Source organism: Amycolatopsis sp. lyj-108 (genome assembly GCF_046549005.1).
Classification (GTDB): domain Bacteria; phylum Actinomycetota; class Actinomycetes; order Mycobacteriales; family Pseudonocardiaceae; genus Amycolatopsis.
The window spans coordinates 294,838-317,049 of the sequence record NZ_JAJPWQ010000007.1 but is presented as its reverse complement, the minus strand read 5'-3'; the positions used below and the strand labels follow the sequence as shown (position 1 = coordinate 317,049).

Below are 22,212 nucleotides of genomic sequence, written 5' to 3'. Positions count from 1 at the left end.
TCGCGAGTGGCAAGGGTGGTTCTATTGAGGGAGAAGTCGAACGTGTCGTGGCGTTGGGCCGGTGTCCGCTTCTGCGTATGCGTTCTCCTGGTAATGCGGGCCTCTTTGCCTACTCTGACGGTAATGAAGGAGGCTTTCGCTACCGTCAGATGTGATCCCTGGTGACAATGGGACGGTAGTGACCTCGGCGGCCGGTCGTGAAGTACATGAAGGCCCCCTTCCTTGCGCTAGGCGCAAGGAAGGGGGCCTTCATGTACTTCGGTAAGGCGTGAGTCGCGTGTCTGAACACGCGAGTACACGACACGTTTGCCTTACCCCTCAATAGAACCCGAGTCGCCACTCGCGGCCACCCCCGTAGGCACGTTCATCGCGCTAGGGTCGCTGGTCGCAAAGTCCGTGAGGGCCTCCTTCCCTACCCTGAAAGTAGGGAAGGAGGCCCTCACGGACCACCGCATCACCGGCTGAGTGAGGGAACCGCCTCGGCGGCCGGAGCGCTTTCGGCCGACCGCGCCACCGGGGTCCGCGCCTGGTCCGGCGCCATCAGGCTCCAGATCAGCACCACGGCCAGGTTCACCCCGAGCGACACCAGACCCGCGTTGACACCGCCGAACGTCGCGCCGGTGACGTACAGGACGATCGCGGTGATCACCCCGGTGACCATCCCCGCCGCGACCGCGGCCGTCCGCACCCGGCGCACGAACAGGATCGCGAGCCAGCCGGGGACGACCTGCGCCAGCAGGTTGTAGGTCAGGTTCAGGATGGTGAGCATCAACGTCGAGGCGACGAGCGTCAGTACCGCCGCCAGCACCAGGAAACTCGCCACCGCGAGGACGGTCCACCGGCGCTGCGCCGCGGCGGGGATGTTCGGCGCGAGGTTGCGGCAGACCATCCCGCCGATGGTGAGCGCGGTCGCGGCGAGTACGAGCACGCCCGACAGCGCGGCTCCGGCGGCGACAAGGCCCAGCAACCAGTCGGGCAGCAAACCCTTGGCGGTCACCATGAACACGGTGTTCGGGTTGTCCAGATCCGGATGCGCGCGCACGCCGTAGTAGGCGGCCAGCACCAGGAACGGGTAGATCAGCATGTACATCGGCATCCACACGGTCGAGCTCTTCACCGCGCGTTCGGAACGGGCCGGGAACACGTACGCCCCACCGAAACCGAGGTAGAACACGACGCTCTGGAAGAGGATCGTCGTCATCGCGAACGTCAGATCCGAACCGCCCATGGTGGTCTGGGCCGCGCTGAGCACCTCGGGTCCGCTGACCTTGGCGGTCCCGCCGGCGGCGAGTACCACCGCCACCCCGACGAGTACCACGCCGACCAGCATGAACACGTCCTTGAGGATCGACACGAACGCGGGCGACCGCACCCCGGAGACAGCGATGTAGACGAACGCCACGATGCCCGCCAGCACCACGCACTGCAGGGGATCCAACCGCAGCCCCAAATTGCTCAACACCACCTGGAGACCGATGAACTGGTACTGCCCCCACGGGATCAGCGCGATCAGCATCGTGACACAGGTGATCAGCTCGAGCCGCCTGCTGCCGAAATGCCGTCCGAACACGTCCGGCACGGTCATCGCGTCGTACCGTTTCGCCGCCCGCCACACCAGCGGGGCCAGGAAGTAGCCCAGCGAGTACGCGAGCAGGATGTAGCCGAGGAACCAGATCCCGTAGCTCGCGCCGTGCGCGTAGATCCCGCTCGGGAAGCCGATCATCGTCCCGATGCTGTACACCTCGCCGACCGCGAGGAAGTACACCAGCCACGCCGGGAACGACCGGCCGCCGACGAGGAACTCGGAGATCCCGCCGCCACGCGTGGACCTCCCGGCCCACACCGCGAGCCCGATCGAACCCGCCATCACCACCGCCACGATCGCGATCAGCATCAGTCGTCCTCCGGGTAGTGGGCACGGTCGAAGAAACGCCAGCTGATCCACAGGCACAGCGTGGTCAGCGGGCAGCAGCAGAACACCCAGAAGAACAGCACCGGGATACCGAACACCGATGCCGTCGATCCGGACAGCAGGAGAATTCCGGCCAGCAGGGCGAAAGCGGGGACAAACAGTCCTATAAGGACACTTGGCCAGCTCCGGATCATCGGCGTGCTCCCGTCGTCTCGCGCCGCCAGACGACCTCACCGCCGCTGACGGTGGCGTCCACGGTCAGCTCGCGGATCCGGTCCGGGTCGATCATGGTGGGGTCGCCGGACAGCACCGCGAGATCGGCGAGCTTCCCGATCTCCAGGCTGCCCTTGATGTCCTCCTCGCCCGCCAGGTACGCGGCGTCGATCGTGTAGCCGCGCAACGCGGCGTCGACGTCGACCGCCTGCTCGGGGCCGAGCACCTTGCCCTGTCTGGTGATCCGGCGGACGGCGCACCAGATCCCTTCCAGCGGCGGCACCGGGGTCACCGGCGTGTCCGAATGCAGTCCGAAGTGGATTCCCCGCGAGCGGGCCGAAACCAGCGGGCTGATCCGACGCGCCCGTTCGGGCCCGAGGAAGACGTCACGATGCCGGTCGCCCCAGTAGTAGACGTGTTTGACGAAGAACGACGCGAGGACGTCGTGGGCGGCCATCCGGTCCAGCTGGTCTTCGCGCACCGTCTGGCAGTGTTCGATCCGGTGCCGCCTGCCGCTGCCGTGCGGCGAGCCCAGCCGCGAGTAGCCGTCGATGATCGCGTCGATCGCCGCGTCGCCGTTGCCGTGCACGGCGACCTGCCAGCCCGCCGCGTCGAGCGCGGCGATCCGGCGGCCGAGGTCGGCGGGTTCGAGCAGCATCATGCCGTGCTCGTCCGGGTCGCAGGTGTAGCCCTCCGCGAGGCAGCCGGTCTTGCCCTGGATCGACCCGTCCGCGACGATCTTCACGCCCGTCATCGCGAACTTGTCGTCCGCGCCCCTGACGTCCGGCGCTTCCGGCCTGCCTTCGTCCAGGCCGGGGAGGAGCCCGTCGAACAGGTACCCGCGCACCCGGACACGCAGTTTCCCGGCCCGCCGCAGCAGCGCGTACGCCTCGAGCTCGGCGCCGCCGCCGATGAGCCCGATGCCGGTGTCGTGCACGGAGGTCACGCCGTTGGCGAGGTATTCCTCGTCCGCCAGGAGCAGGGCTTCGGCGAGTTCGCCGGCGCTCTGGCCGGGCAGCCGGGACGTGACCAGGAAGGCCGCCGTCTCGACGAGCACCCCGGTCGGCTCGCCCCTGGCGTCACGCACGATGAGCCCGCCGGGTGGATCCGGTGTCCCGGCGGTGATCCCGACTTCGTGCAGGGCGAGCGAGTTCGCGGTGCAGAAATGCCCCGAAACGTGGGTGAGGACCACGGGATTGCGGCCGGAGACGGGGTCGAGGTCCGCGCGCGTCGGGTGACGACCGTCCGCGAGCAGCGTGTCGTCGTACCGGAAACCGCGGATCCACTCCCCCGGCCCGAGATCCTTGGCCGCCTGGGCGACCCGGCCGACGATGTCGGCGATGGTGTCGTTGGGCGGGCTGCCGGCGTCGACCGGCGCGGCCAGCGTCATGCCGAAGAACGCCGGATGGTTGTGGGACTCCACGAAACCGGGGATCACCGTGCGCCCGGCCAGATCGAGCACGGTGGTTCCCGGCCCGATCAGCTTCGATACTTCGCGTTCGGAGCCCAGCGCGGTGACCCGCCCACCGCTCGCGGCCAGCGCGCGGACCCGTCTCCCCGCCGGGTCGAGGGTGAGCACGGTGCCACCGAGGGCGACGAAATCGGCGGCACCCCGGGGATCTTCTCGAACGAACTCCACCACACGGACCTCCTGGCGACGTGTCCTGGCTCACGAAGGATCCCCAGACAGTGCGGCACATCTGGCCGCCTGAACAGGTCCAGAACGCTCCGGTGCGGTGGTACCAGTTACCGCTCAGCCGCCGAGGAGATCGCGGCAGGCCTCGCCGAGCAGGCGGATACCAGGATCGATGTCGCGCAACGGCACGGCCGCGAAACCGATCCGGAAGTGGTTCCGCGGCGGGCTTTCCCCGACGAAGAAGATGTCACCGCGCTCGATCAGGACGCCGTCGCGCTCGGCGCGGTCCATCAGCGCCCGGCAGTCCAGTTCGGACGGTCCGGTCATCCAGAGGCTGACCCCGCCCGGCGGATACGCCGTCTGCGCCCACGGCAGATGCTCGGCGACCGCGGCGCCGGTCGCCTCCCATTTCCGCATCAGCTTCGTGCGGTAGCGCCGCAGGGAACGGTGGTACTCGCCGCTGTCGATGAGCAACGCCAGTGCCCGTTGCAGGTGACCGGGTGGATGCCGCAGCACGTACCGCCGGATCTCGCGCAGCTCCTTCACCAGTTCGCGCGGTCCGACCAGGTATCCCAGCCGCAGGCCCGGTGACAGGAACTTGGAGAAAGTGCCGAGGTAGATCGCGTCCCCGGTGCCGTCGAGCGCCTTGAGCGCGGGCGTGGGGCTGCCGTGGTACCGGAATTCGCTGTCGTAGTCGTCCTCGACGAGCACCGTGCCCGCGCTCGCGGCGAGATCGAGCAGCCGTCGGCGGCGGCCGATGCTCAACGTCGCGTTCGTCGGATGGTGATGGCTCGGGGTGAGGTAGAGCAGATCGACGCCGTCGAGCGTCTCCGGCGGGCGCAGGCCGCTCTGATCGACGTCGAGGCCGCGTAGTTCGGCGCCGGTGCGCAGGAAGATGTGCCGGGCGTCGAGGTAGCCCGGGTTCTCCATCGCCACGACGCTGTCCGGGCCGAGCAGCGCGCGGCCGAGCAGATCGAGCCCCTGCTGCGAGCCGACGGTGATCAGCACCTCGGACGGGTCGGCTTCGATTCCCCGCGCGGTGAGCAGCTGACGGCAGATCAGGTCGACCAGCATCGGGTCGTCGGAACCGACGCTGTCCTGCAGGCTCGGGAACACGTGCGGCCGGTACAGCGCGTCACGCAGGCAGCGAGTCCACGACCTCGCGGGGAAGGCCGTGACGTCCACCTGCCCGGCGAGGAACGGATACGGGTACGTGTGCCAGTCCACGCGTTTCTCGACGTGCGGCACTCCGGCGTCCGGATACCGGCGCACCCGCGCGCTCCAGTCGATGGCCGGGCTGGTGCCCCGCTCCTGCACCGCGCAGTGCGGCCGCATCTCCGCGTTGATGAACAGCCCGCTGCGCTCGCGGCTCTCCACGAACCCTTCGGCGACCAGCTCCTGGTACGCGAGGTTGATGGTGTTGCGGGAAACGCTCAGTTCGGCGGCCAGCTCACGCGAGCTCGGCAGCCGGTGGGCCGGGTCGAACGTGCCGATCGCGATGCCGTGCTCGATCGCGCGTCGCACCTGCCGGTAGAGCGGCTCGGCGGACGTCCGGTCGATTTCGATCAATGTTCGCGGCAACGGCACCTCCCTCACGGCGACTCGGCCGGGATCTGAACCTAGCTCCAGATCCCGGCCGACACCACCTAACCGAGCACGTCGTCGAGCGCGACCGAGCCGATCCCGAGCGCCTCGCCGACCGGTGCGGACGTCAGCCGCCCGTCCACCGTGCTGACCCCGCCACGCAGCTCCGGGCACCGCGCGACAGCCCCGGCGAGGCCGTTGTTCGCCAGCTCCAGCGCGTAGGGCAGCGTGACGTTGGTCAGCGCGTACGTCGAGGTGTGCGGGACCGCGCCGGGCATGTTGGCGACGCAGTAGAACACCGAGTTGTGCACGGCGAACGTCGGCTCCGCGTGCGTCGTCGGCCGCGTGTCCTCGAAGCAACCGCCCTGGTCGACGGAGATGTCGACGAGCACGCTGCCCGGCTTCATCCGGGACACCAGCTCGTTCGACACCAGGCTCGGCGCCTTGGCACCGGGCACGAGTACCGCGCCGATCACGAGGTCCGCTTCGAGCACGGCCTCTTCGATCGAGTACGCGTTGGCCGCGGCGGTGCGGATCCGGCCCTGGTACATCCGGTCCGCGGCACGGAGCTTGTCGACGTTCTTGTCGAACAGGACGACGTCGGCCCAGGTCCCGGCCGCGCCGGCGACCGCGTTCATCCCCGCGACACCGGCGCCGAGGACGACCACCCGCGCCGGTGCCACCCCGGAGACGCCGCCGATGAGCACCCCGCGCCCGCCGTTGGCGCGCATCAGCGTCTGCGCGCCGACCTGCGGGGCCAGCCGACCGGCGACCTCGCTCATCGGGAACAGCAGGGGCAGCGAACCGTTCGGCAGCTGCACGGTCTCATACGCCACCGACGTCGTGCCCGCGTCCAGCAGCGCCCGCGTGCACGGCTCGCTCGCGGCGAGGTGCAGGTAGGTGAACAGCAGCTGGTCGCGCCGCAGCCGGTGGTACTCCTCGGCGATCGGCTCCTTGACCTTGAGCACGAGCTCACCGGTCGCCCAGACGTCGTCGGCGCTGTCGAGCACCTTCGCCCCGGCCGCGGCGTAGTCCTCGTCGCGGAGGGACGACCCTTCCCCGGCGCCGCGTTCGACGAACACCTCATGCCCGGCCGAAGTGAACTCGTGTACGCCCGCAGGCGTCACCGCGACCCGGTACTCGTGGTTCTTGGCTTCACGAGGGACACCGATCTTCATCTCACGCTCCCGTCTGTTCCAAAGGCAGTGACGCTGAGCGTGCGGCACGACTGGAACGGCAAGAAGGGCCAGAATCCGCGCGATCGACGGGTCCAGTTCGTGGTCATAGCCGCGGGCTATGAGGTCCTCGTCAGGCACCGGCTACCGCCGCGTGCGCACGGGCCCGCATCATGGACGGGTGGGAACCCTGGCCATCACTTCGCTGGCGGCGGCGGCCGGGGTCGTCGCCCAGCGCCTCTCCGGGATGGGTCTTTCCCTGATGTGCGTGCCGTTCCTGGCGCTGACACTCGGCCCGCTCGATGCCGTCCGGCTCACCCTGCTGCTCGGTTTCCCGGTCTATCTCGCGGTCGCGATCACGCATCGGCGGTCGATCAGATGGGCGCAGGTCGTCTGGTTGACCGTGCCCGCGGTGGTGTGCACGCCGGTCGTCGCGCTCCTGGTGCGCAACGCTCCCGAACGTCCACTGCTGCTCGCCGCGGGCGGTTGCTGTGTCCTCGCCGTCGGTGTGCTTGCGAGCGGAGTCACCAGCAGACGGCTGGCAGGGAGGACGGGTGCGATCGGCGCGGGCGTGCTGAGCGCGGCGATGAACTCCGTCGCCGGGCTCTCCGGCCCCGCCGTGGCGGTGTACGGGGCGAGCGCGGGCTGGGGCGCGGACGAGACACGCGGGACGCTGTCGATCTACTTCTTCCTGCTCGGCGTGGTCGCGCTGCCGAGCCTCGGCTGGGTGGAGGTGCCCGTGAGCGTGCTCCTCGCGGTCGCGGGCTCGGCTCTCGCGGGCGATCTGCTGGGCAGAGCGCTGAGCCGCCGCGTCGGCGACCGGTCCGTCCGCTGGTCGGTCCTCGTCCTCTCGGCGGCCGGTGGCGTGCTGACGCTGGGGCACGCCGCGTTCTGACCCCCGGGCCCGGATGGGAGACTGTCCGGGTGATCACCCGGCTCCGGTCCTGCTGGTCCGCGATCCGGTTCCTGGCGGTCGGCGCGGCTTCTTCGATGGTCTCCTGGTTCGTTCTCGTCGGCATGTTGTTCGTGCTGCTGATGTGCCCGTTCGGCGTCGGGATCCCGGCGGTGCCGCACGCGCTCAAGCTGATCAGGTACCCGGTCAACTTCGAACGCCGTCGCGCGGCGCGCCTGCTCGACGAGCCGATCCCCGAGCCTTACCGGTCCGGGAACCCGGTGACCGACCCGGCATCGCGACGGGACCTGGGGTGGCTCGCCTTCCACGCCGCCACCGGTTTCGTCATCGGCATCTTCGCCATCGCCTTTCCGCTCGGTGGGGTCCGCCAGGTGGTCACCGCGTTCATCTGGCCGGCGATACCCGGTGGGGTGCAGAGTTCGCTCGGTTTCATGGTGACGTCGTGGCCGATGGCCGCCCTCAGCCTGATCACCGGTGTCGGCATGATCGCGCTCGTCTTCCTGTACCCCCGCTTGGCCAGGTGGCAGGCGTCCATCGCGCGCAAGCTGCTCGCGCCCGCACCCGGTGTCGTGCTGACCGACCGCGTCGTCGAACTGGCCGCGTCACGTGCCGCCGCGCTGGAGGCGCACGGCGCCGAACTCCGGCGGCTGGAACGCGATCTGCACGACGGGACGCAGGCGAGGATCGCCGCGGTGGTACTGCAACTGGGAATCGCCGATTCGCTGTTCGACAGGGATCCTCAGCGGGCCAGGGAATTGCTGGGCAAGGCGCAGGACACCGCGACCGGCGCGCTGGCCGAACTTCGCAGCGTCGTACGGAGCATCTACCCGCCGCTGCTGACCGACCGCGGTCTCGACGGCGCCGTCACGGCGCTGGCCGATCGCTGCCCCGTTCCGTGCACAGTGGACGTTCTGAGCAGCAGCCGCCGTCCCGCGGCGGTGGAGGCGGCCGCCTACTTCGTCGTCGCCGAGATGCTGACCAACATCACCAAGCACTCCGGCGCCGAACACGCCTGGATCACCCTCAACGGCACCGCCGACACCCTGCTCATCGAAATCCGCGACGACGGCCACGGCGGCGCCGACGAATCCGGCGGCTCCGGCCTGTCCGGGATCCGCAAACGCGCCGAGGCGTTCGACGGGACCTTGCAGTTGTCCAGCCCCGCCGGTGGGCCGACCGTACTGAAAGTGGAGTTGCCATGCGGGTCGTGATCGTCGAGGACGACGCGCTGCTGCGCGAAGGCCTGGTGATGTTGCTGAACACATCCGGCATCGACGTCGCCGCGGCGGTGGACGATGTGGACGAGTTCCTCGAACTGGTCACCAACGACCGTCCCGACGCGGTGATCACCGACGTCCGGCTGCCGCCGACCCACACCGACGAAGGCCTCCGTGCCGCCGTCAAGGCGCGGAAGATGCATCCCGGACTGCCCGTACTCGTGCTGTCCGCACACGTCGAAACCGGCTACGCGGCGGAACTCCTGGCCGACGGCAAAGGCGCTGTCGGGTACCTGCTCAAGGAGCGGGTCGGGAAGGTCGAGAAGTTCCTCGACGCGCTGGACCGGGTCGTCAAGGGCGGAACGGCGATGGATCCCGAGGTGATCACCCAGCTGATGGCGCACCGTCGGGCGACCGATCCCCTCGAAGGGCTGACCGCGCGCGAGCGTGAGGTGCTCGGGCTGATGGCGGAGGGCTACAACAACACGACCATCGCCGAACTGCTGGTGGTGAGCGATGGCGCCGTGCACAAGCACATCCGGAACATCTTCGCGAAACTCGGGTTGCCGGAGGACAGCGGACATCGGCGGGTTCTGGCGGTGCTCGCCTACTTGAGCGGGAAGGGCTGAGCGCCCGTCGGGCTCGTGCCAGGTGGTCGGTCCGTGAAGGCCTCTTCCTGTACTCGGCAAGGCGTGAAGGCCCCCTTCCCTCGGCTGAGCCGAGGGAAGGGGGCCTTCATGCGCTGCCGTTGTGGTGGGTGGTGCTACTGAGGCTCAAGGTGGCGTTCCGGACCCCGCCCTCTTGGCCCTAACGGCCCAAATCACTCACGACCGCCCGGCCAAGATGTCGCGAAAGCCACTTTCGGGACATCCAGCGTCCCGAAAGTGGCTTTCGCGACATGACCGTTGAGGGCTTGAGGTGACTGGCCGCCCCACGGGCCGTAAGTGGCGATCCGGCAGCCAGGCAAGTTCCCAATGTCGCATTCGAGACGCTGAGGGTCTCGAATGCGACATTGGGAACCCAGCACGCGTCGCGGGGTAGCGCCAGCACCACCCCGCGACGGGGGTCACTCCCCTGTTCCCCCGCCGCGCCGTTCCATAACGTCTTTCCCATGAACGACACCAAAAACGCCGGCGGCACGATGGTCACCGCTTCCCTCTGGCTCGTCCTCCTCGTCAGCGCCGCCGCCAACTCGATCGGACAGTTCGCGGGAATGGACTGGACCCTCCGCATGATCGCGGGAGGCGTCTCGGTCGTCTGCATCGTGCTTCTGGTCATCCGTTACGTGGCACGGCGTCGCAGCTAGACCTTCGGTGTCGCACGCACTCCGTGGTGCAGGTACGGCTCCCCGGTCGGCAACGTGTAGAAGGTGACCGGCATCCAGGTCCGCGCGCCCGGCTCACGGCAGACGTAGAGCGAGTCGGTCACCGGGACGAGGTCGAACTCCTGCGTCTTCTCCGGCACGAGTTCGGCGAGCGGCCCGGTGACGGTCTGCCGGAGCCGGAGTCCGTCCCCTTCGGACAGTACCTCCATCGTCACGCCGGCCCGTTCGTAGACACCGACGTGCCTCGAACCGTCGACGGTGACCGGTGTCGCGGGCGGCTCCAGCGGCCGCGGCATCGCCACGTCGGCGAGTTCGGCGAAGATCTCGCGGTACAGCTCCTGGAACAGGTCGCGGGTGTTGCCGCCGTTGGTGAGCAGGGTGACGGCGAGCCCTTGATCGGGCAGCAGCCGCAGGAACGCGGACTGCCCGATCGTGTTGCCGTCGTGGCCGATGACCCGCCGTCCGCTCCAGTCGTCGCGGATCCAGCCGAGACCCCACGAGTCGCCGAGCGAGTGCTTGTCGGGGATGTCGGCCTGCTTTTCGGCCATCGCGGCGACGGACGCCGTGGTCAGGATCCGCTCGCCGGAGGGAGTCAGGCCGCCCGTCAGGTGCAGGCGGGCGAAGCCGAGCACGTCCTTGGTTGTGGCGGTGATCAAACCCGCCGGGCCCATGTTCCTCGGGAGACCCCAAATCGGTGCGGGCCGCGGTTCCTCGTCCTCACCGGCGACGTGACCGACGGCGGCGCGGAACATCAACGCTTCCTCGGGCAGCGTCACGGTGTGGGTGAGGCCGAGCGGCGTGAACAGTTTCTCCCGCATCGCCGCGTCCCAGGTCTGCCCGGTGAGCTTCTCGATCACCCGGCCCATCAGCACGAAACCCGAGTTGCAGTAAGAGAAAGTCTCGCCGAGCGGGTGGTTCTGCGCGGCCTGGTCGAGGATCTCGACGTAGCGCTCGAGGGTGTCGTCGCCGCGCCCGGTGTCGGTGAAGACGTCTCCGTCGATCCCGCTGGTGTGCGTCAGCAGATGCCGCATGGTCACCTGTTTGGCGACGTCCGGATCGGCCAGCCGCAGTTCGGGGACGACGTCGGCGATCGGCGCGTCCAGGTCGAGGAGTCCTTCGTCGACCAGTCGCATCACCACGGTCGCGGTCCACACCTTGGAGACCGAGCCGATCTGGAACACCGAGTCTTCGGTGACTTCGACGCCGGTCGCCGTGTTCAGCACGCCATGGGACACATGGGTCTCCGCGTCGTCCCCGATCCGCGTGATGCCCAGCGCCGCACCGGGAACGCGGTACTTGCGCGCGAGTTCGGCCAGCCGCCGCTGCCAGTGCGCGGCCTCGATCGGCACGCGCGACACCCCGTCCGCCGGAGCCGCGTACTGCTCGACCCATTCGAGGACGCGCCGGTTGAAGTCGACGCGGTGCGAGGGCGGGCCGTCGAGGACGAACAGATGCGAAGCGCCCGGGTACAGCACCAGCCGGGTCGGGACGCCACGCGCACGCAGCGCGCCGAACCACTGCTCGGCCTGGCCGACCGGACAGCGCTCGTCTTCCGCGCCCTGGACGACCAGGGTCGGCGTCCGCACCTGGTCGACTTTGGCGAACGGTGAGAACTCCGCGTAACCCTGGGACCGGTCGCCGATCTCGCGGACGGCCAGGTAATGCCCGGCGTCGGAGGTGCCTTCCATACTGGTCAGGTCACTGACCACGCCGCCGGAGACGGCAGCGGCGAAGCGGTTGTCGCGGCTGGTCAGATAGCAGGTCATGAAACCGCCGTAGCTGTACCCGGCCACGGCGAGCCGGTCGGCGTCGGCGATCCCTTCGGCGACCAGGTGGTCCAGCGGTTCGAGGAAGTCCGCGGCGTCGGCGACACCCCAGCCGCCGACGGCGCCCGTGTAGAAATCCTCGCCGTAGCCGTCGCTGCCGCGCGGGTTGAGCAGCAGCACCGCCCAGCCTCGCGCGACGAGAGCCTGGTGGTAGAGGTGGATCCAGTCGGCCGCGCCGTTCCAGGCGTTGTGCGGGCCGCCGTGGATGTCGAGCAACAGCGGCGCCGCCACCGACCTGGCGGGGTCACGCAGCAGCCAGCCGTGGACGACGGTGCCGTCCGCGATGGTGAATTCCCGCTCCTCGTGGCGGAACAGTTCCACCTCGGCGACCGAGGCACCGTGGTTCGTCCGCACGTCGACGGCGCCGGTGGCCTGATCGACGACGGCGATCTCGCCGAACGACGTGGCCGTGGCAAGGGCCACCACGATCCTCCCGTTCGCTGTGTCCATTCCGGACACGACGCGATCCGCGCCTGCCAACACCGCGCGCGGGTTCCCGCCATCGGTGTCCACTTGGTACAGATGGGTGCAGCCTCGGTCGCGGAGACCGAACAGCACGGAACCGCCGTCCGCGGTCAGCTTCGGCAGCGCGCCCGGATAGCCGGCGCCGCCGACCATCACGTTCCGGTCCAAAGTGGACGCCAGATCGACGAGGTCACCGCCGTGGAGCGGGACCCGCAGCAACCCGATGTGGCCGACTTCGGTGTCGACCCGGCCTGCAACCAGGAGCTCGCTCCCTTCCGCGGTCCAAGTGACCGTTCCCACCATGCCCTCGCCGGAGCCGATCAGCCGCGGTTCCGCGGCCTTCGTGGTCACGTCGAGAACATAGGCGCCGGACCGGAAGGTCAGGTCCGCGTCGGCGTCCCGTCCGGCCGAGAACGCCAGGAGCGTGCCGTCGGGTGACCAGGCGGGATCGCCCGCGTGCCAATCGCCGAAGGTCACCTGCCGGACTTCACGCGTGGCGACGTCGAGGACGTGCAGATGCTTGCGGATGGTCTTGATCAGCCCGGCGCCGTCGGCCTTGAAGTCCAGCCGGTCCGCCACCACCGGGGCGTTCGGTGCCGGCTCGCCGCCCGCCAGGTCGGTCGCGGCCGAGAACGCGATCTTGCCGCCGTCCGGGCTCCAGACCGGGGCACCCGCCCCGAGCGGGAGTTCGGTGATCCGTTCGGCCTCCCCGCCCGACGACGGCAGGAACCACACCTGCGGCGGGCCGTCCTCGGCACGGAGGAACGCGATCCGCGTACCGTCCGGCGCCCACATCGGCGCCAGGTCCGTGGTTCCGCGCGTGAGCTGTCGCGCTTCGCCGCCGGTCGCGCCGATCTCCCAGAGCGTGTGCTCGTTCCGGTCCTCGTCGCGGTTCGCGGTACGCAGGACGTAGACGATCCGGTCGCCGTCCGGTGAGAGCGCGGGCTGGCTGGGGACGGCGATTCCGTACAGGTCGTCGAGACCGAGACGTCGGGTCATGATGCGGTCGCTCCTCGGGGGATCGTGAGCCGGCGGCTCTCGTTTTCGCTGAAGTGGCAGGCCGCCGAATGACGTCGGTGTGCCGCGTCGTCGGCAGGGTCCGCCTGGAGGCAGAGTTCGCGGTCGGCGCGGACGAGCGGGCCGACCGGGCAGCGGGTGTGGTAGCGGCATCCGGACGGCGGGTGGTGCGGGTCGGCGGGCTCGGTGTCTGCGGTCGCCTCGTCCGCGCCGGTGTCGAACAGCGACGTGTGCGCGGAAGGCGCCGCGGCGAGTAGATCGCGCGTGTACGGATGCTGCGGATCGCTGAGCACCTGTTCGGCAGGGCCGACCTCGACGATCCGGCCGAGGTACATCACGGCGACGATGTCGCTGAGATAGCGGATCACCGCGAGGTTGTGCGAGATGAACAGCATCGACAGGCCCAGCCGCCGTTGCACGGACCGGACGAGGTTGAGCACCGCGCCCTGCACCGAGACGTCGAGCGCGGAGGTGATCTCGTCGGCGATCAGCACGTCGGGCCGTCCGGCCAGCGCACGGGCGAGCGCCACGCGCTGGCGCTGACCGCCGGAAAGCTGCCCCGGCAAATGGCCCGCGCGTTCGGGATCGAGGTTCACCAGCTCCAGCAGCCGGGCCACCTCCTCCCGGCGCGCGGCGCGACCGGGGAGCACGCCACGCGGAATCGCTTCGGTGATCGACTCCCCGATGCTCATCCGAGGGTCCAAAGAGGAATACGGATCCTGGAACACCATCTGCAGCGGAGGGCGCCGGGGCAGCTTCCGGACGTCGACACCGCCCAGCAGGACCCGTCCCTCGCTGATCGGTGAGAGCCCGACGGCGGCACGGGCCAACGTCGATTTCCCCGAACCCGATTCGCCGACGAGTCCGACGACCTGTCCGGAAGGGACGGTCAGCCCGACCCGGTCGACAGCGGTGAGTCCACGCCGCCCGCCGTATCGCACGCTCACCGTGTCGAAGACGAGATCACTCATTCCGCACCTCCGGCGGTCACGGTTTCCTTGGCGGGCCGGGAAAGCGGCGCCGGGTGCCAGCACGCGACGCGATGCCCTGGTTCCACGCGCTCCAGCACCGGGTCTTCGAGACGGCACCGGTCGGTCACCGCCGGACACCGGTCGGCGAAGGCGCAGCCGGTGGGCACGCGATCCGGTTCCGGCGGACGGCCGGGGATCACCGCGAGCGGCGCGTCACGATCGGTCTCGAGGTCGACCGTCGCCGCCAGCAGAGCCCGCGTGTACGGATGCCGCGGCGTCCCGGCCGACGGCAGATCCTCGACCACCCGGCCGGCGTACATGACCAGCATCCGCTCGCAAGTCTGCGAAACGACCGCGATGTCGTGGCTGATCAGGATGATCGCCGTGTCCCGTTCGGTCCTGGTGCGCGCCAGCAGCCGCAGCAGCTGCCGCTGCACGGTGACGTCCAGCGCCGTGGTCGGTTCGTCGGCGATGATCAGCTTCGGGTCGCCCATCAGGCCCATGCCGATCATCGCGCGCTGCCGCATCCCGCCGGAGAACTCGTGCGGGTACTGCCGCGCACGCCGTTCGGCCGCCGGGATCCGCACCGCGCGCAACCGGTCCACGGCGCGTTCGAAGGCCTTGGCGCGTGGGAGTCCCTGATGCTGTTCGGCGACCTCGGCCAGCTGGCGGCCGATCCGCCTGGTCGGGTTGAAGGAGGTCATCGGATCCTGGAACACCATCGCCAGCGACGTGCCGAGCAGGCCGCGCAACTCCCGTTCCGGCGTCGTCAGCAGGGGTTTCCCGGCGAATTCGAGCCGGTCCGCGGTGACCACGGCCGGTGCTTCGACCAGCCGTGACACCGCCAGACCGGTCAGGCTCTTCCCCGAACCCGACTCGCCGACGACGCCGATCGCCTCGCCCGCGCGGACGGTGAAGCTCACCCCGCGCACGGGAACGGTCCAGCCCGACGGACGCGGGAACGCCACCTGGAGGTTCTCCACGACCAGCACGGCGTCTTCGTCGCGCTCGAAGGACTCCCGTGCCGGGAAGACCGGCCGTGGCGCGAGTTTGCGCAGCCCGGTCCGGACGCCGATCACGCCGGCCACGGTCTCGCCGACCAGGTTGAAGGCGAGCCCGGCCAGCACCACCGCGACGCCGGGCGCGAGCGCGGCCGCCGGGTTGACGTAGATCCCGTTGAGCCCTTCGCCGAGCAGCCGTCCCCAGTCGTAATCCGGTGCCTGCACGCCGATGCCGAGGAACGACAGCCCGGAGAACGCCAGCAGGCAGGCGCCCGCGCCGATGGTCGCGTTCACCACCAGCGGTTCACCGATGTTGGGCAGGATGTGCCGCACCAGCAACCGGATCCGCCCGACGCCGGAGATCCGCGCGGCGGACACGAAGTCCTGGCCCGCCACGGAAGCCGACAGGGTCTGCGCCAGCCGCGCGAACGCCGGGGCCAGCGCGAAACCGACCGCCAGCACCGCGCCGTGTGTCCCGACCCCGAAGATGACCGAGAAGAACAGCACCAGCAGCAGCCCGGGGAACGCGACCGCGATGTTCACCGCCGAGGTGACCAGCCGGGCGGCCGGCCGGGGCAGCAGCGAAGGCAGGGTGCCGAGGACGAGTCCGGTCACCACCCCGATCACCGTCGCGAGCAGCGCCAGCAGCACCGAAAGCCGGGTCGCCACCAGGACACGGAAGAGGATGTCGCGGCCGAGATCGTCGGTGCCCAGCCAATGCGCGGCGGACGGGCCCTGGCCGATCGCGTCCGTGTCGATCGCGAAGGCGTTGTCGTGCCACAGGATCGGGGCCAGCACCGCGACCGCGATCACCACCAGCAGCAGGGTCGCCGCGAACCCGCCCACCGGGGTGCGCAGGGCCGCGGCCCATTTCGCTCCGCGCCGATTCGCCATGTCAGTGCTTCCGCTGGTGACCACTTAGTTCTCCCGGATCGTCGAACGCGGATCGAGGACGGCCAGCAGCACGTCCACCGTCAGATTCACCAGCAGGACCCCGATGCCGTAGACGAGCACGATGCCCTGCACCAGCGGATAGTCCTTCTGCAGGATCGACTGCGCGATGGTGGAACCGAGACCGGGCCAGGCGAACACGTTCTCCACCAGCACCGTCCCGGCGACCATCCCGGTCAGCATCAGCCCGCCCATGGTCAGCGTCGCGGTCAGCGCGTTCGGCAGCGCGTGCCGCAGGTAGACCAGCCGCGCGGGCAGCCGTTTCGCCCGCGCGGTACGGATGAAGTCGTGGCCCAGCACGGAAAGCGTCTCCACCCGGACGATGCGGGAGAGCACCGAGGCCGGGCCGAGCGCCAGCGCGATCACCGGGAGCACGAGCGAACTCGCCCCGTCGCTCCCGGCCACCGGGAACCAGCCGAGCCGGACCGCGAAGAACGCGACCAGCGCGACCGCGAGCAGGAACTCCGGGATGGCCGCGAGCAGCACGGTCGTCGACGTGAACGCCAGCTCGCCGCCCCGCCGTCGTCCGCCGCGGGTCAGCACGGCGAACAGGAGGCCCAGCGGGATCGCCACCGCGATGACCACCGCGAAGGCGGGCAAGGCCAGCTGGAGGGTGGCGGGCAGCCGGTCGCCGATCACCTCGGAGACCGGCTGCCCGCTCGTCATCGACGTCCCGAAGTCACCGGTGACCACTCCTCCGAGGTAGTGGACGTACTGCAGCCACAGCGGATCGTCGAGGCCGAGTGCCGCCCGTCGCGCGTTCACCAGCTCGACCGGCGCGGTCAGCCCGAGTGCCGCCCGGACCGGGTCGCCGGGGATCAGCTGGATCATCAGGAACGCCGTGGTGATCAAGACCCACAGCGAGACCGCGAACCGGCCGAGCCGACGCACGGCGAACGACAGCCAGGGACTGCCGCGCAACCCGGACGGGGCGACCGCGACCGCCATCAGCCGTACATCCGGATCGACGACGGCTCGACCGAGCCGAAACTGACCTTGAATCGCGCGTTGCTGCCGAAGGTCGGGATGACCGAGTTGACGTAGGGCACGACGTCCAGCCGCTCGATGAGCGCCGTCTCCGCGGCGAGCCAGGTCGCGCAGCCCGCATCACCCGGCATCCGCGCCGCCTGTGCGGCCTGTGCCGTGTACCGCTCGTTCTCGATATGCGCGAAGTTCGTGCCGGCCGGCGGTTTCGGCCCCGAGACGAACGGGACGGCCTGACTCGGCAGCAGCAGGGTCACCGGCGCGAGCGAGATGTCCCACTCGCCGGTGTTGAACAGCACCTGGCTGGTCCCCGGGCTGTCGAGGCCCTTGAGCGTGACCTCCGCGCCGGCGGCCTTCCACGACTGCTGCATCAGTTCGGCGGAGGGCGCCATCGTCGGCCCCACCTGGGTGCCGTAGATGGCGGTCAGCGCGAGCCGTTTGCCGTCCTTCACCCGCACGCCGTCCGCTCCCGGCTTCCAGCCCGCCGCGTCGAGACCCGCCTTGGCGGCGGCGAGGTCGAACGCGGGAAGCTTCCCGCTCACCGCGTCGCCGGTGCACGCCCTGGGTTCGGTGGTGACCATTCCCTGGCTGGGCGCCCCGGAACCACCGGTGAGCACCTTGCCGATCTGGGGCAGGTCGAGTGCCTGCACCAGCGCGCGGCGAACGGCGAGATCGGCTCCCGGGCGACCGGGCCCCTGGTTGAAGAACATCTCGCCCATCGGCACGACCTGTTCGCCGTGATACAGCTTCTGGGCGCGCAGGCGCTGCTGGTCCTGACCGGTGATCCTCGCGCTGTTGAGTTCACCGGACAGCAGCAGATTCGCGGCGGTCGTGGTGTTCTGGATGACCCGGAAGACCACCTTCTCGGGCAGTCCCGGCTGCTCACGCTGCCACTCCCCCGGCCCCCACGCGTAGTCCTTCCGCCGGGTGAGGGTGTAGTGGTCGTTCGGCACGATTTCGGTCATGGTGTACATGCCGGTGGCGTACTTCCCCTTGGCCAGCGCCTGCCGGTCGGTGACGCCCTTGCCGCAGACGATCGGCAGGCCGCCCGCGTTGCGCAGCAAGAACGCGTCGGGCGCCCCGCTGGTGATGGTGACCGTCCGGGACGCGTCGTCCGCGGTCGCCTTGGTACCCGGCGCGATCGCGAGTCCGGCCATCGGGGACTTGTTCGCGGGGTCGCCGATGAAGCCGATGTTCGCCGCCACGTCGCTCGCGGTCAGCGGCGTGCCGTCGTCACAGGTGATCCCGTTGCGCAGGGTGAAGGAGGCCGTTGTGGTGCCGGCCTCCCATTTCTCGGCGAGCCCCGCGATCGGTTTGCCGGTCTCGTCGAGGTTGATCAGGCTGTCGTAGAGGTAGCGGCCGATGTCCAGCGCGACCGAGAGCACGGTCATCGCCGGGTCCAGCGCTCCGGGGTCGGAGCCGATCGCCATGGTGAAGGTCTTGCCTTCGACCGGTTTCTGGTTCGCGGTCCGGTCCTGTCCGGATTGCGACGTCCCCCCGCACGCGCTCACGGTCAAGGCCACCACGCTCGTGATCGCGGCGGTGAGCCGGGCTTTCTTCATGCGGTTCTCCTACTGGGTCGCGCTCTACGCGCGGAGGTGGGCGACGGCGAGGCGGGCGGCCTCGCCGATGGCGGAATCGACCGCGGGCAGGCGGTCGGCGAGGGATTCGGCACGGGTGAACACCGCGACGGCGTACCGGCGACCGTCCACATCGGTCACCACACCCGCTTCGTTGCGGACGGCGGGCAGCGTCCCGGTCTTCGCCGCGATCGTCACCCCGGCCGGGAAACCGGACGAGATCCGATGCGGCCAGATCTGCTGGGCCATGATCGTCCGCACGCGTTCGCAGGCGGCCGGGTCGCCCGCGCGGTCGGTCCAGATGGCGTCGAGCAGCGTGGTGATCTCGCGCGGGGTCGACGCCGTGGTGCGTTCCGGGTCGAGTACCGAAAGCTTCCAGAGCTGTTCCGGCGTGGCCGCGGCGAAGACGGCTTCCAGATCGTCGTCCGGTTTCGCGCCGAGGTCGGCGATCACCGAGGCGAAGAGGTCTTCACAGCAGCCGATCAGCCGGGTCCTGGTGAGTCCGAGGTCGGTCAGGACCCGGTCCACCGCTTCCTGCCCGACCCGGTGGTAGACGACGTCGGTCGCGGCGTTGTCGCTCATCGTCAACATGAAATGCGCGAGGTCGCGCCAGCTCATCTCGACGTCGTCCGCGCAGCCGGCGGTCCCGATCCCGCCGATCCGGTATCGCGCGGTGACGCGGATCCGCTCGGTCTCGTCGAGCCGTCCGGCGGCCACCTCACGGGCGAAGGCGACCGCCACCGGGATCTTGAACACGGACGCGAGTACGACCGGGTCGTCGGCGCCGACACCGACTTCGGGACCATCGGGGACGCCGACCTCGCGCGCGTGCACGAATCCGCGCGCCCCCGCGTTCGCGAAGACGGCCTCGATCTCGGCGCCGATTCCGGTCACCGGCTCACCCGCCGGTCCGCCCGTCCGGTGTGGACGTACAGCGCCCGTCCGTTGCCGTCGTCGCCGACGAAGGCGTGCGGGAGGTGCAGGCCGAGCTCACCGTGTTCGGCGACCAGCGTGTCGCCCTTGTAGCCCAGCAGCCGATTCTTCTCCGGCCCGGCACCGAGCTCGGCGAACACGCCCTTCGGCGTCCGTTCCAGCCACAGGCCACCGTCCTCGTCCTGGCTCACGACGATGTCCGCGACCTGCGACGAGTACTCGCCCACATAACGCGACGGGTCCGCCGGGGCCTCCGCGGCGTTGGGCTCCGGCAGCGGCGGGACCTCGACACCCGCCAGGTCGCCCAGCACCTTCCGGAAGACGTCCCGGTAGAGGTGCAGCGGTTTGCCGCCGTTGGTCAGCAGCGCCACCGCGACGTTGCTGCCCGGCACCACCCGCAGGAACGCGGACTGGCCGATGGTGCCGCCGTCGTGGCCGATCACCGGGCCCCCGTCCCAGTCGAAGATCATCCAGCCGAGCCCCCACGCTCCGCCCATCAGGCCGAGGTAGGGCAGTTCGACCTGGCGTTCCCACATGGCGCGCGCGGTTTCCGGCTTGAGCACCTGGGTGCCGTCGTCGGCACGTCCCTCGTTGAGGTGCATGCGCACGAAGGTGAGCAGGTCCCGCGGGCGCATCGCGAGATGCGAACCAGCCGGGACGTTCGAGCGCGTCAGCGCCCAGACGGGCGCGGCCACCGGCTCGTCGTCCGGCGACGGCTGGACGTGGCCGATCGCGGCGCGGTACCGGATCGCGTCGTACGGTCCGGCCGCGGCGTGGGTCAGCCCGAGCGGGATGAACAGGTGGTCGCGCAGGCAGTCGTCGTAGCATTTGCCGCGCAGGACCTCGACGATCCTGCCGAGCACGCAGTACCCGGCGTTGTTGTAGGAGAACATCTCCCCCGGGCCGAACAGCTGGGGCACGTCGGAAAGCGTGGCCACGAGCTTGGCGACGCAGTCGTCGCCGACCCCGGTGTCGGTGAAGATGTCACCCTCGAAGCCGGAGGTGTGGCAGGTCAGCTGCCTCACGGTGATCCGCGACGCCGCGTCGTCGTCCGCGAGGGTGAACTCGGGAAGATAGTCACGGACCGGCTTGTCGAGGTCCAGCCTGCCCTCGTCGACGAGCTGCATCGCCAGGGTGGTCGTCCACACCTTGGTGATCGACCCGATCTGGAAAACGGAGTCCACTGTGGACTCGACGCCGGTGCTCTTGTTCAGCACGCCTGCCGCGTGGTCGATCACCTCACCGCCCGCGAAGACCGCGACGGCCGCACCGGGCACCTGATGCTTCTCCACCAGGGCGGAAAAGTTCTCCGCGAGCCAGGTCTCGATTTCGGAAAGTTTCGACATGCGCACCTCTTGTCCGTGGAAAGGGCGGTCCGGCGGTTCCCGGAATGCTAGGACGGTGACAGGCGTCACCGGTTCGTGCGGAACGACGAGAGCGGCGGGAAAATTCATCCGGGCGGACGAATCATTCGCTCCCGGCCTCGGGAAGCCTGAGCCATTCGACGGCCTGCGCGGCGGCGAACCCGATGAACGCGTCCCGCTCCGGCACCCTCGACCGCCCGTCGACGGCTTCGGTGAAAATCCCTACCGCGTAACGGCCGCCATCCGGGTACTCGACCACGCCGACCTCGTTGCGCACCGAAGGCAGGGTCCCGGTCTTGCCGCTGACGCGGATCTCGTCGTCCGGGAACCCGGACCGCAGCCGATGCGGCCACACCTGGAGTTCCATCCAGCGCCGGACGTCCGCGCACGCGGTCGGCGACGCCGCCTCGTCCCGCCAGATCAGCCCGAGCAGCCGGGTGATCTCTTCGGCGGTCGTGGCGCAGGTGTGCTCAGGGCGCAGTGCGCGCAACGCGGCGATCCGCTCCATCGGGAGGTCCGCCAGCAGCCTCTCGTCGTCCTCGTAAGAGATCCCGAGGTCCTCCCCGATGCTGCCGAGCACCTCCCCGCAGTCCTGCGGCACGGTGGTCTGTTCGAAACCGAGCCGCCGCAACGACTTTTCCGTCGATTCCTTCCCGACCCGGTCGAGGATCAGATCGGTCGCGACGTTGTCGCTGATGCCGATCATCAGGAGCGCGAGGTCGTACCACGACATCGTGATGTCGTGCCGGAAGGTGGCAAGGCCGTACGGGCTCGGCGTCGGATGCCCCGGCGGGACTGTGATCCGCTCACCGAGGTCGAGCCCGCCCTCGGCGGCCTGCCTCGCCAGCTCCAGCGCGATCGGGACCTTGAAGACCGACGCCGTCACGACGGGGGTGTGCTCATCGACGCCGATCCGCCGGGTGCCGTCGACTTCGGCCGCGTGCAGCCGGACCCGGACGCCGACCTCCTTCGCGCGGTCGTTGATCGTTTCGATGACTTCGGACGCGGTGGGCATGGGGCTCCTGTCTACTTTGGAGGGAGAAGGTTGCGTTGGGGCCGGCGAGGGTGTCGCGAAAGCCACTTTCGAGACACCCAGCGTCGCGAAAGTGGCTTTCGCGACGCGGGAGGGGAGGTGCCGGGAAAGTC

At 69.6% G+C, this 22,212-nt stretch carries 17 protein-coding genes; 4 read left to right on the top strand and 13 right to left on the bottom strand.

The window, feature by feature from the left end; genetic code table 11:
• Positions 1-454 precede the first annotated feature (454 nt).
• From ACLJO0_RS25950 to ald, 5 genes are all read right to left on the bottom strand, one after another.
• Positions 455-1,894 carry a sodium:solute symporter family protein gene (locus ACLJO0_RS25950; RefSeq protein WP_410581028.1) on the bottom strand — a complete coding sequence of 480 codons (1,440 nt, stop codon included), beginning with the start codon at positions 1,892-1,894 and terminating at the stop codon, positions 455-457.
• The gene (locus ACLJO0_RS25945) at positions 1,894-2,106 is read right to left on the bottom strand and encodes a DUF3311 domain-containing protein (protein ID WP_125795579.1); all 213 of its coding nucleotides are present in this window, start codon (positions 2,104-2,106) and stop codon (positions 1,894-1,896) included. Before ACLJO0_RS25945 ends, ACLJO0_RS25950 begins: the two co-directional genes overlap by 1 nt.
• Entirely contained in the window at positions 2,103-3,767 is a 1,665-nt protein-coding gene (locus tag ACLJO0_RS25940; protein WP_410581026.1) for an amidohydrolase, read from the bottom strand. Before ACLJO0_RS25940 ends, ACLJO0_RS25945 begins: the two co-directional genes overlap by 4 nt.
• A 111-nt stretch (positions 3,768-3,878) precedes the next feature.
• Positions 3,879-5,342 (bottom strand): PLP-dependent aminotransferase family protein, encoded by a 1,464-nt coding sequence (locus ACLJO0_RS25935; protein WP_410581024.1) that lies wholly within the window; start codon positions 5,340-5,342, stop codon positions 3,879-3,881.
• Between the two features lie 65 nt (positions 5,343-5,407).
• The gene (ald, locus tag ACLJO0_RS25930; RefSeq protein ID WP_410581022.1) at positions 5,408-6,523 is read right to left on the bottom strand and encodes an alanine dehydrogenase; all 1,116 of its coding nucleotides are present in this window, start codon (positions 6,521-6,523) and stop codon (positions 5,408-5,410) included.
• Positions 6,524-6,701: 178 nt separating this feature from the next.
• Here ald and ACLJO0_RS25925 point away from each other — a divergent pair, with 178 nt between their 5' ends.
• From ACLJO0_RS25925 to ACLJO0_RS25910, 4 genes are all read left to right on the top strand, one after another.
• On the top strand, positions 6,702-7,415 hold the full coding sequence (locus tag ACLJO0_RS25925; RefSeq protein ID WP_410581020.1) for a TSUP family transporter: 714 nt from the start codon (positions 6,702-6,704) through the stop codon (positions 7,413-7,415).
• Between the two features lie 29 nt (positions 7,416-7,444).
• On the top strand, positions 7,445-8,644 hold the full coding sequence (locus ACLJO0_RS25920; protein ID WP_410581019.1) for a sensor histidine kinase: 1,200 nt from the start codon (positions 7,445-7,447) through the stop codon (positions 8,642-8,644).
• Positions 8,632-9,279, top strand: coding sequence for a response regulator (locus ACLJO0_RS25915; protein ID WP_410581018.1), 648 nt, complete (start codon positions 8,632-8,634; stop codon positions 9,277-9,279). The genes ACLJO0_RS25920 and ACLJO0_RS25915 overlap by 13 nt, the downstream gene beginning before the upstream one ends.
• A 482-nt stretch (positions 9,280-9,761) precedes the next feature.
• Positions 9,762-9,956: a hypothetical protein gene (locus tag ACLJO0_RS25910; protein ID WP_125782913.1), complete on the top strand. Its 195-nt coding sequence runs from the start codon at positions 9,762-9,764 to the stop codon at positions 9,954-9,956.
• Here the strand turns inward: ACLJO0_RS25910 and ACLJO0_RS25905 are convergent.
• The 8 genes from ACLJO0_RS25905 to ACLJO0_RS25870 form a co-directional block, all read right to left on the bottom strand.
• On the bottom strand, positions 9,953-13,264 hold the full coding sequence (locus ACLJO0_RS25905; protein ID WP_410581015.1) for a serine hydrolase: 3,312 nt from the start codon (positions 13,262-13,264) through the stop codon (positions 9,953-9,955). The two genes, ACLJO0_RS25910 and ACLJO0_RS25905, sit on opposite strands and share 4 nt — an antisense overlap.
• Positions 13,261-14,253 (bottom strand): ABC transporter ATP-binding protein, encoded by a 993-nt coding sequence (locus ACLJO0_RS25900; protein ID WP_410581014.1) that lies wholly within the window; start codon positions 14,251-14,253, stop codon positions 13,261-13,263. The genes ACLJO0_RS25905 and ACLJO0_RS25900 overlap by 4 nt, the downstream gene beginning before the upstream one ends.
• Positions 14,250-16,148 carry a dipeptide/oligopeptide/nickel ABC transporter permease/ATP-binding protein gene (locus ACLJO0_RS25895; protein WP_410581013.1) on the bottom strand — a complete coding sequence of 633 codons (1,899 nt, stop codon included), beginning with the start codon at positions 16,146-16,148 and terminating at the stop codon, positions 14,250-14,252. Before ACLJO0_RS25895 ends, ACLJO0_RS25900 begins: the two co-directional genes overlap by 4 nt.
• A 24-nt stretch (positions 16,149-16,172) precedes the next feature.
• Positions 16,173-17,153, bottom strand: a complete 981-nt coding sequence (locus ACLJO0_RS25890) for an ABC transporter permease (protein ID WP_125795571.1) — start codon at positions 17,151-17,153, stop codon at positions 16,173-16,175.
• A complete protein-coding gene (locus tag ACLJO0_RS25885; protein ID WP_410581011.1) occupies positions 17,153-18,751 on the bottom strand; it encodes an ABC transporter substrate-binding protein in 1,599 nt (532 codons plus the stop codon). The genes ACLJO0_RS25890 and ACLJO0_RS25885 overlap by 1 nt, the downstream gene beginning before the upstream one ends.
• 24 nt (positions 18,752-18,775) lie before the next feature.
• Positions 18,776-19,663, bottom strand: a complete 888-nt coding sequence (locus ACLJO0_RS25880) for a serine hydrolase (protein WP_410581010.1) — start codon at positions 19,661-19,663, stop codon at positions 18,776-18,778.
• Positions 19,660-21,048 (bottom strand): serine hydrolase domain-containing protein, encoded by a 1,389-nt coding sequence (locus tag ACLJO0_RS25875; RefSeq protein ID WP_410581008.1) that lies wholly within the window; start codon positions 21,046-21,048, stop codon positions 19,660-19,662. Before ACLJO0_RS25875 ends, ACLJO0_RS25880 begins: the two co-directional genes overlap by 4 nt.
• Before the next feature lie 121 nt (positions 21,049-21,169).
• On the bottom strand, positions 21,170-22,081 hold the full coding sequence (locus tag ACLJO0_RS25870) for a serine hydrolase (RefSeq protein WP_410581007.1): 912 nt from the start codon (positions 22,079-22,081) through the stop codon (positions 21,170-21,172).
• Positions 22,082-22,212 lie beyond the last annotated feature (131 nt).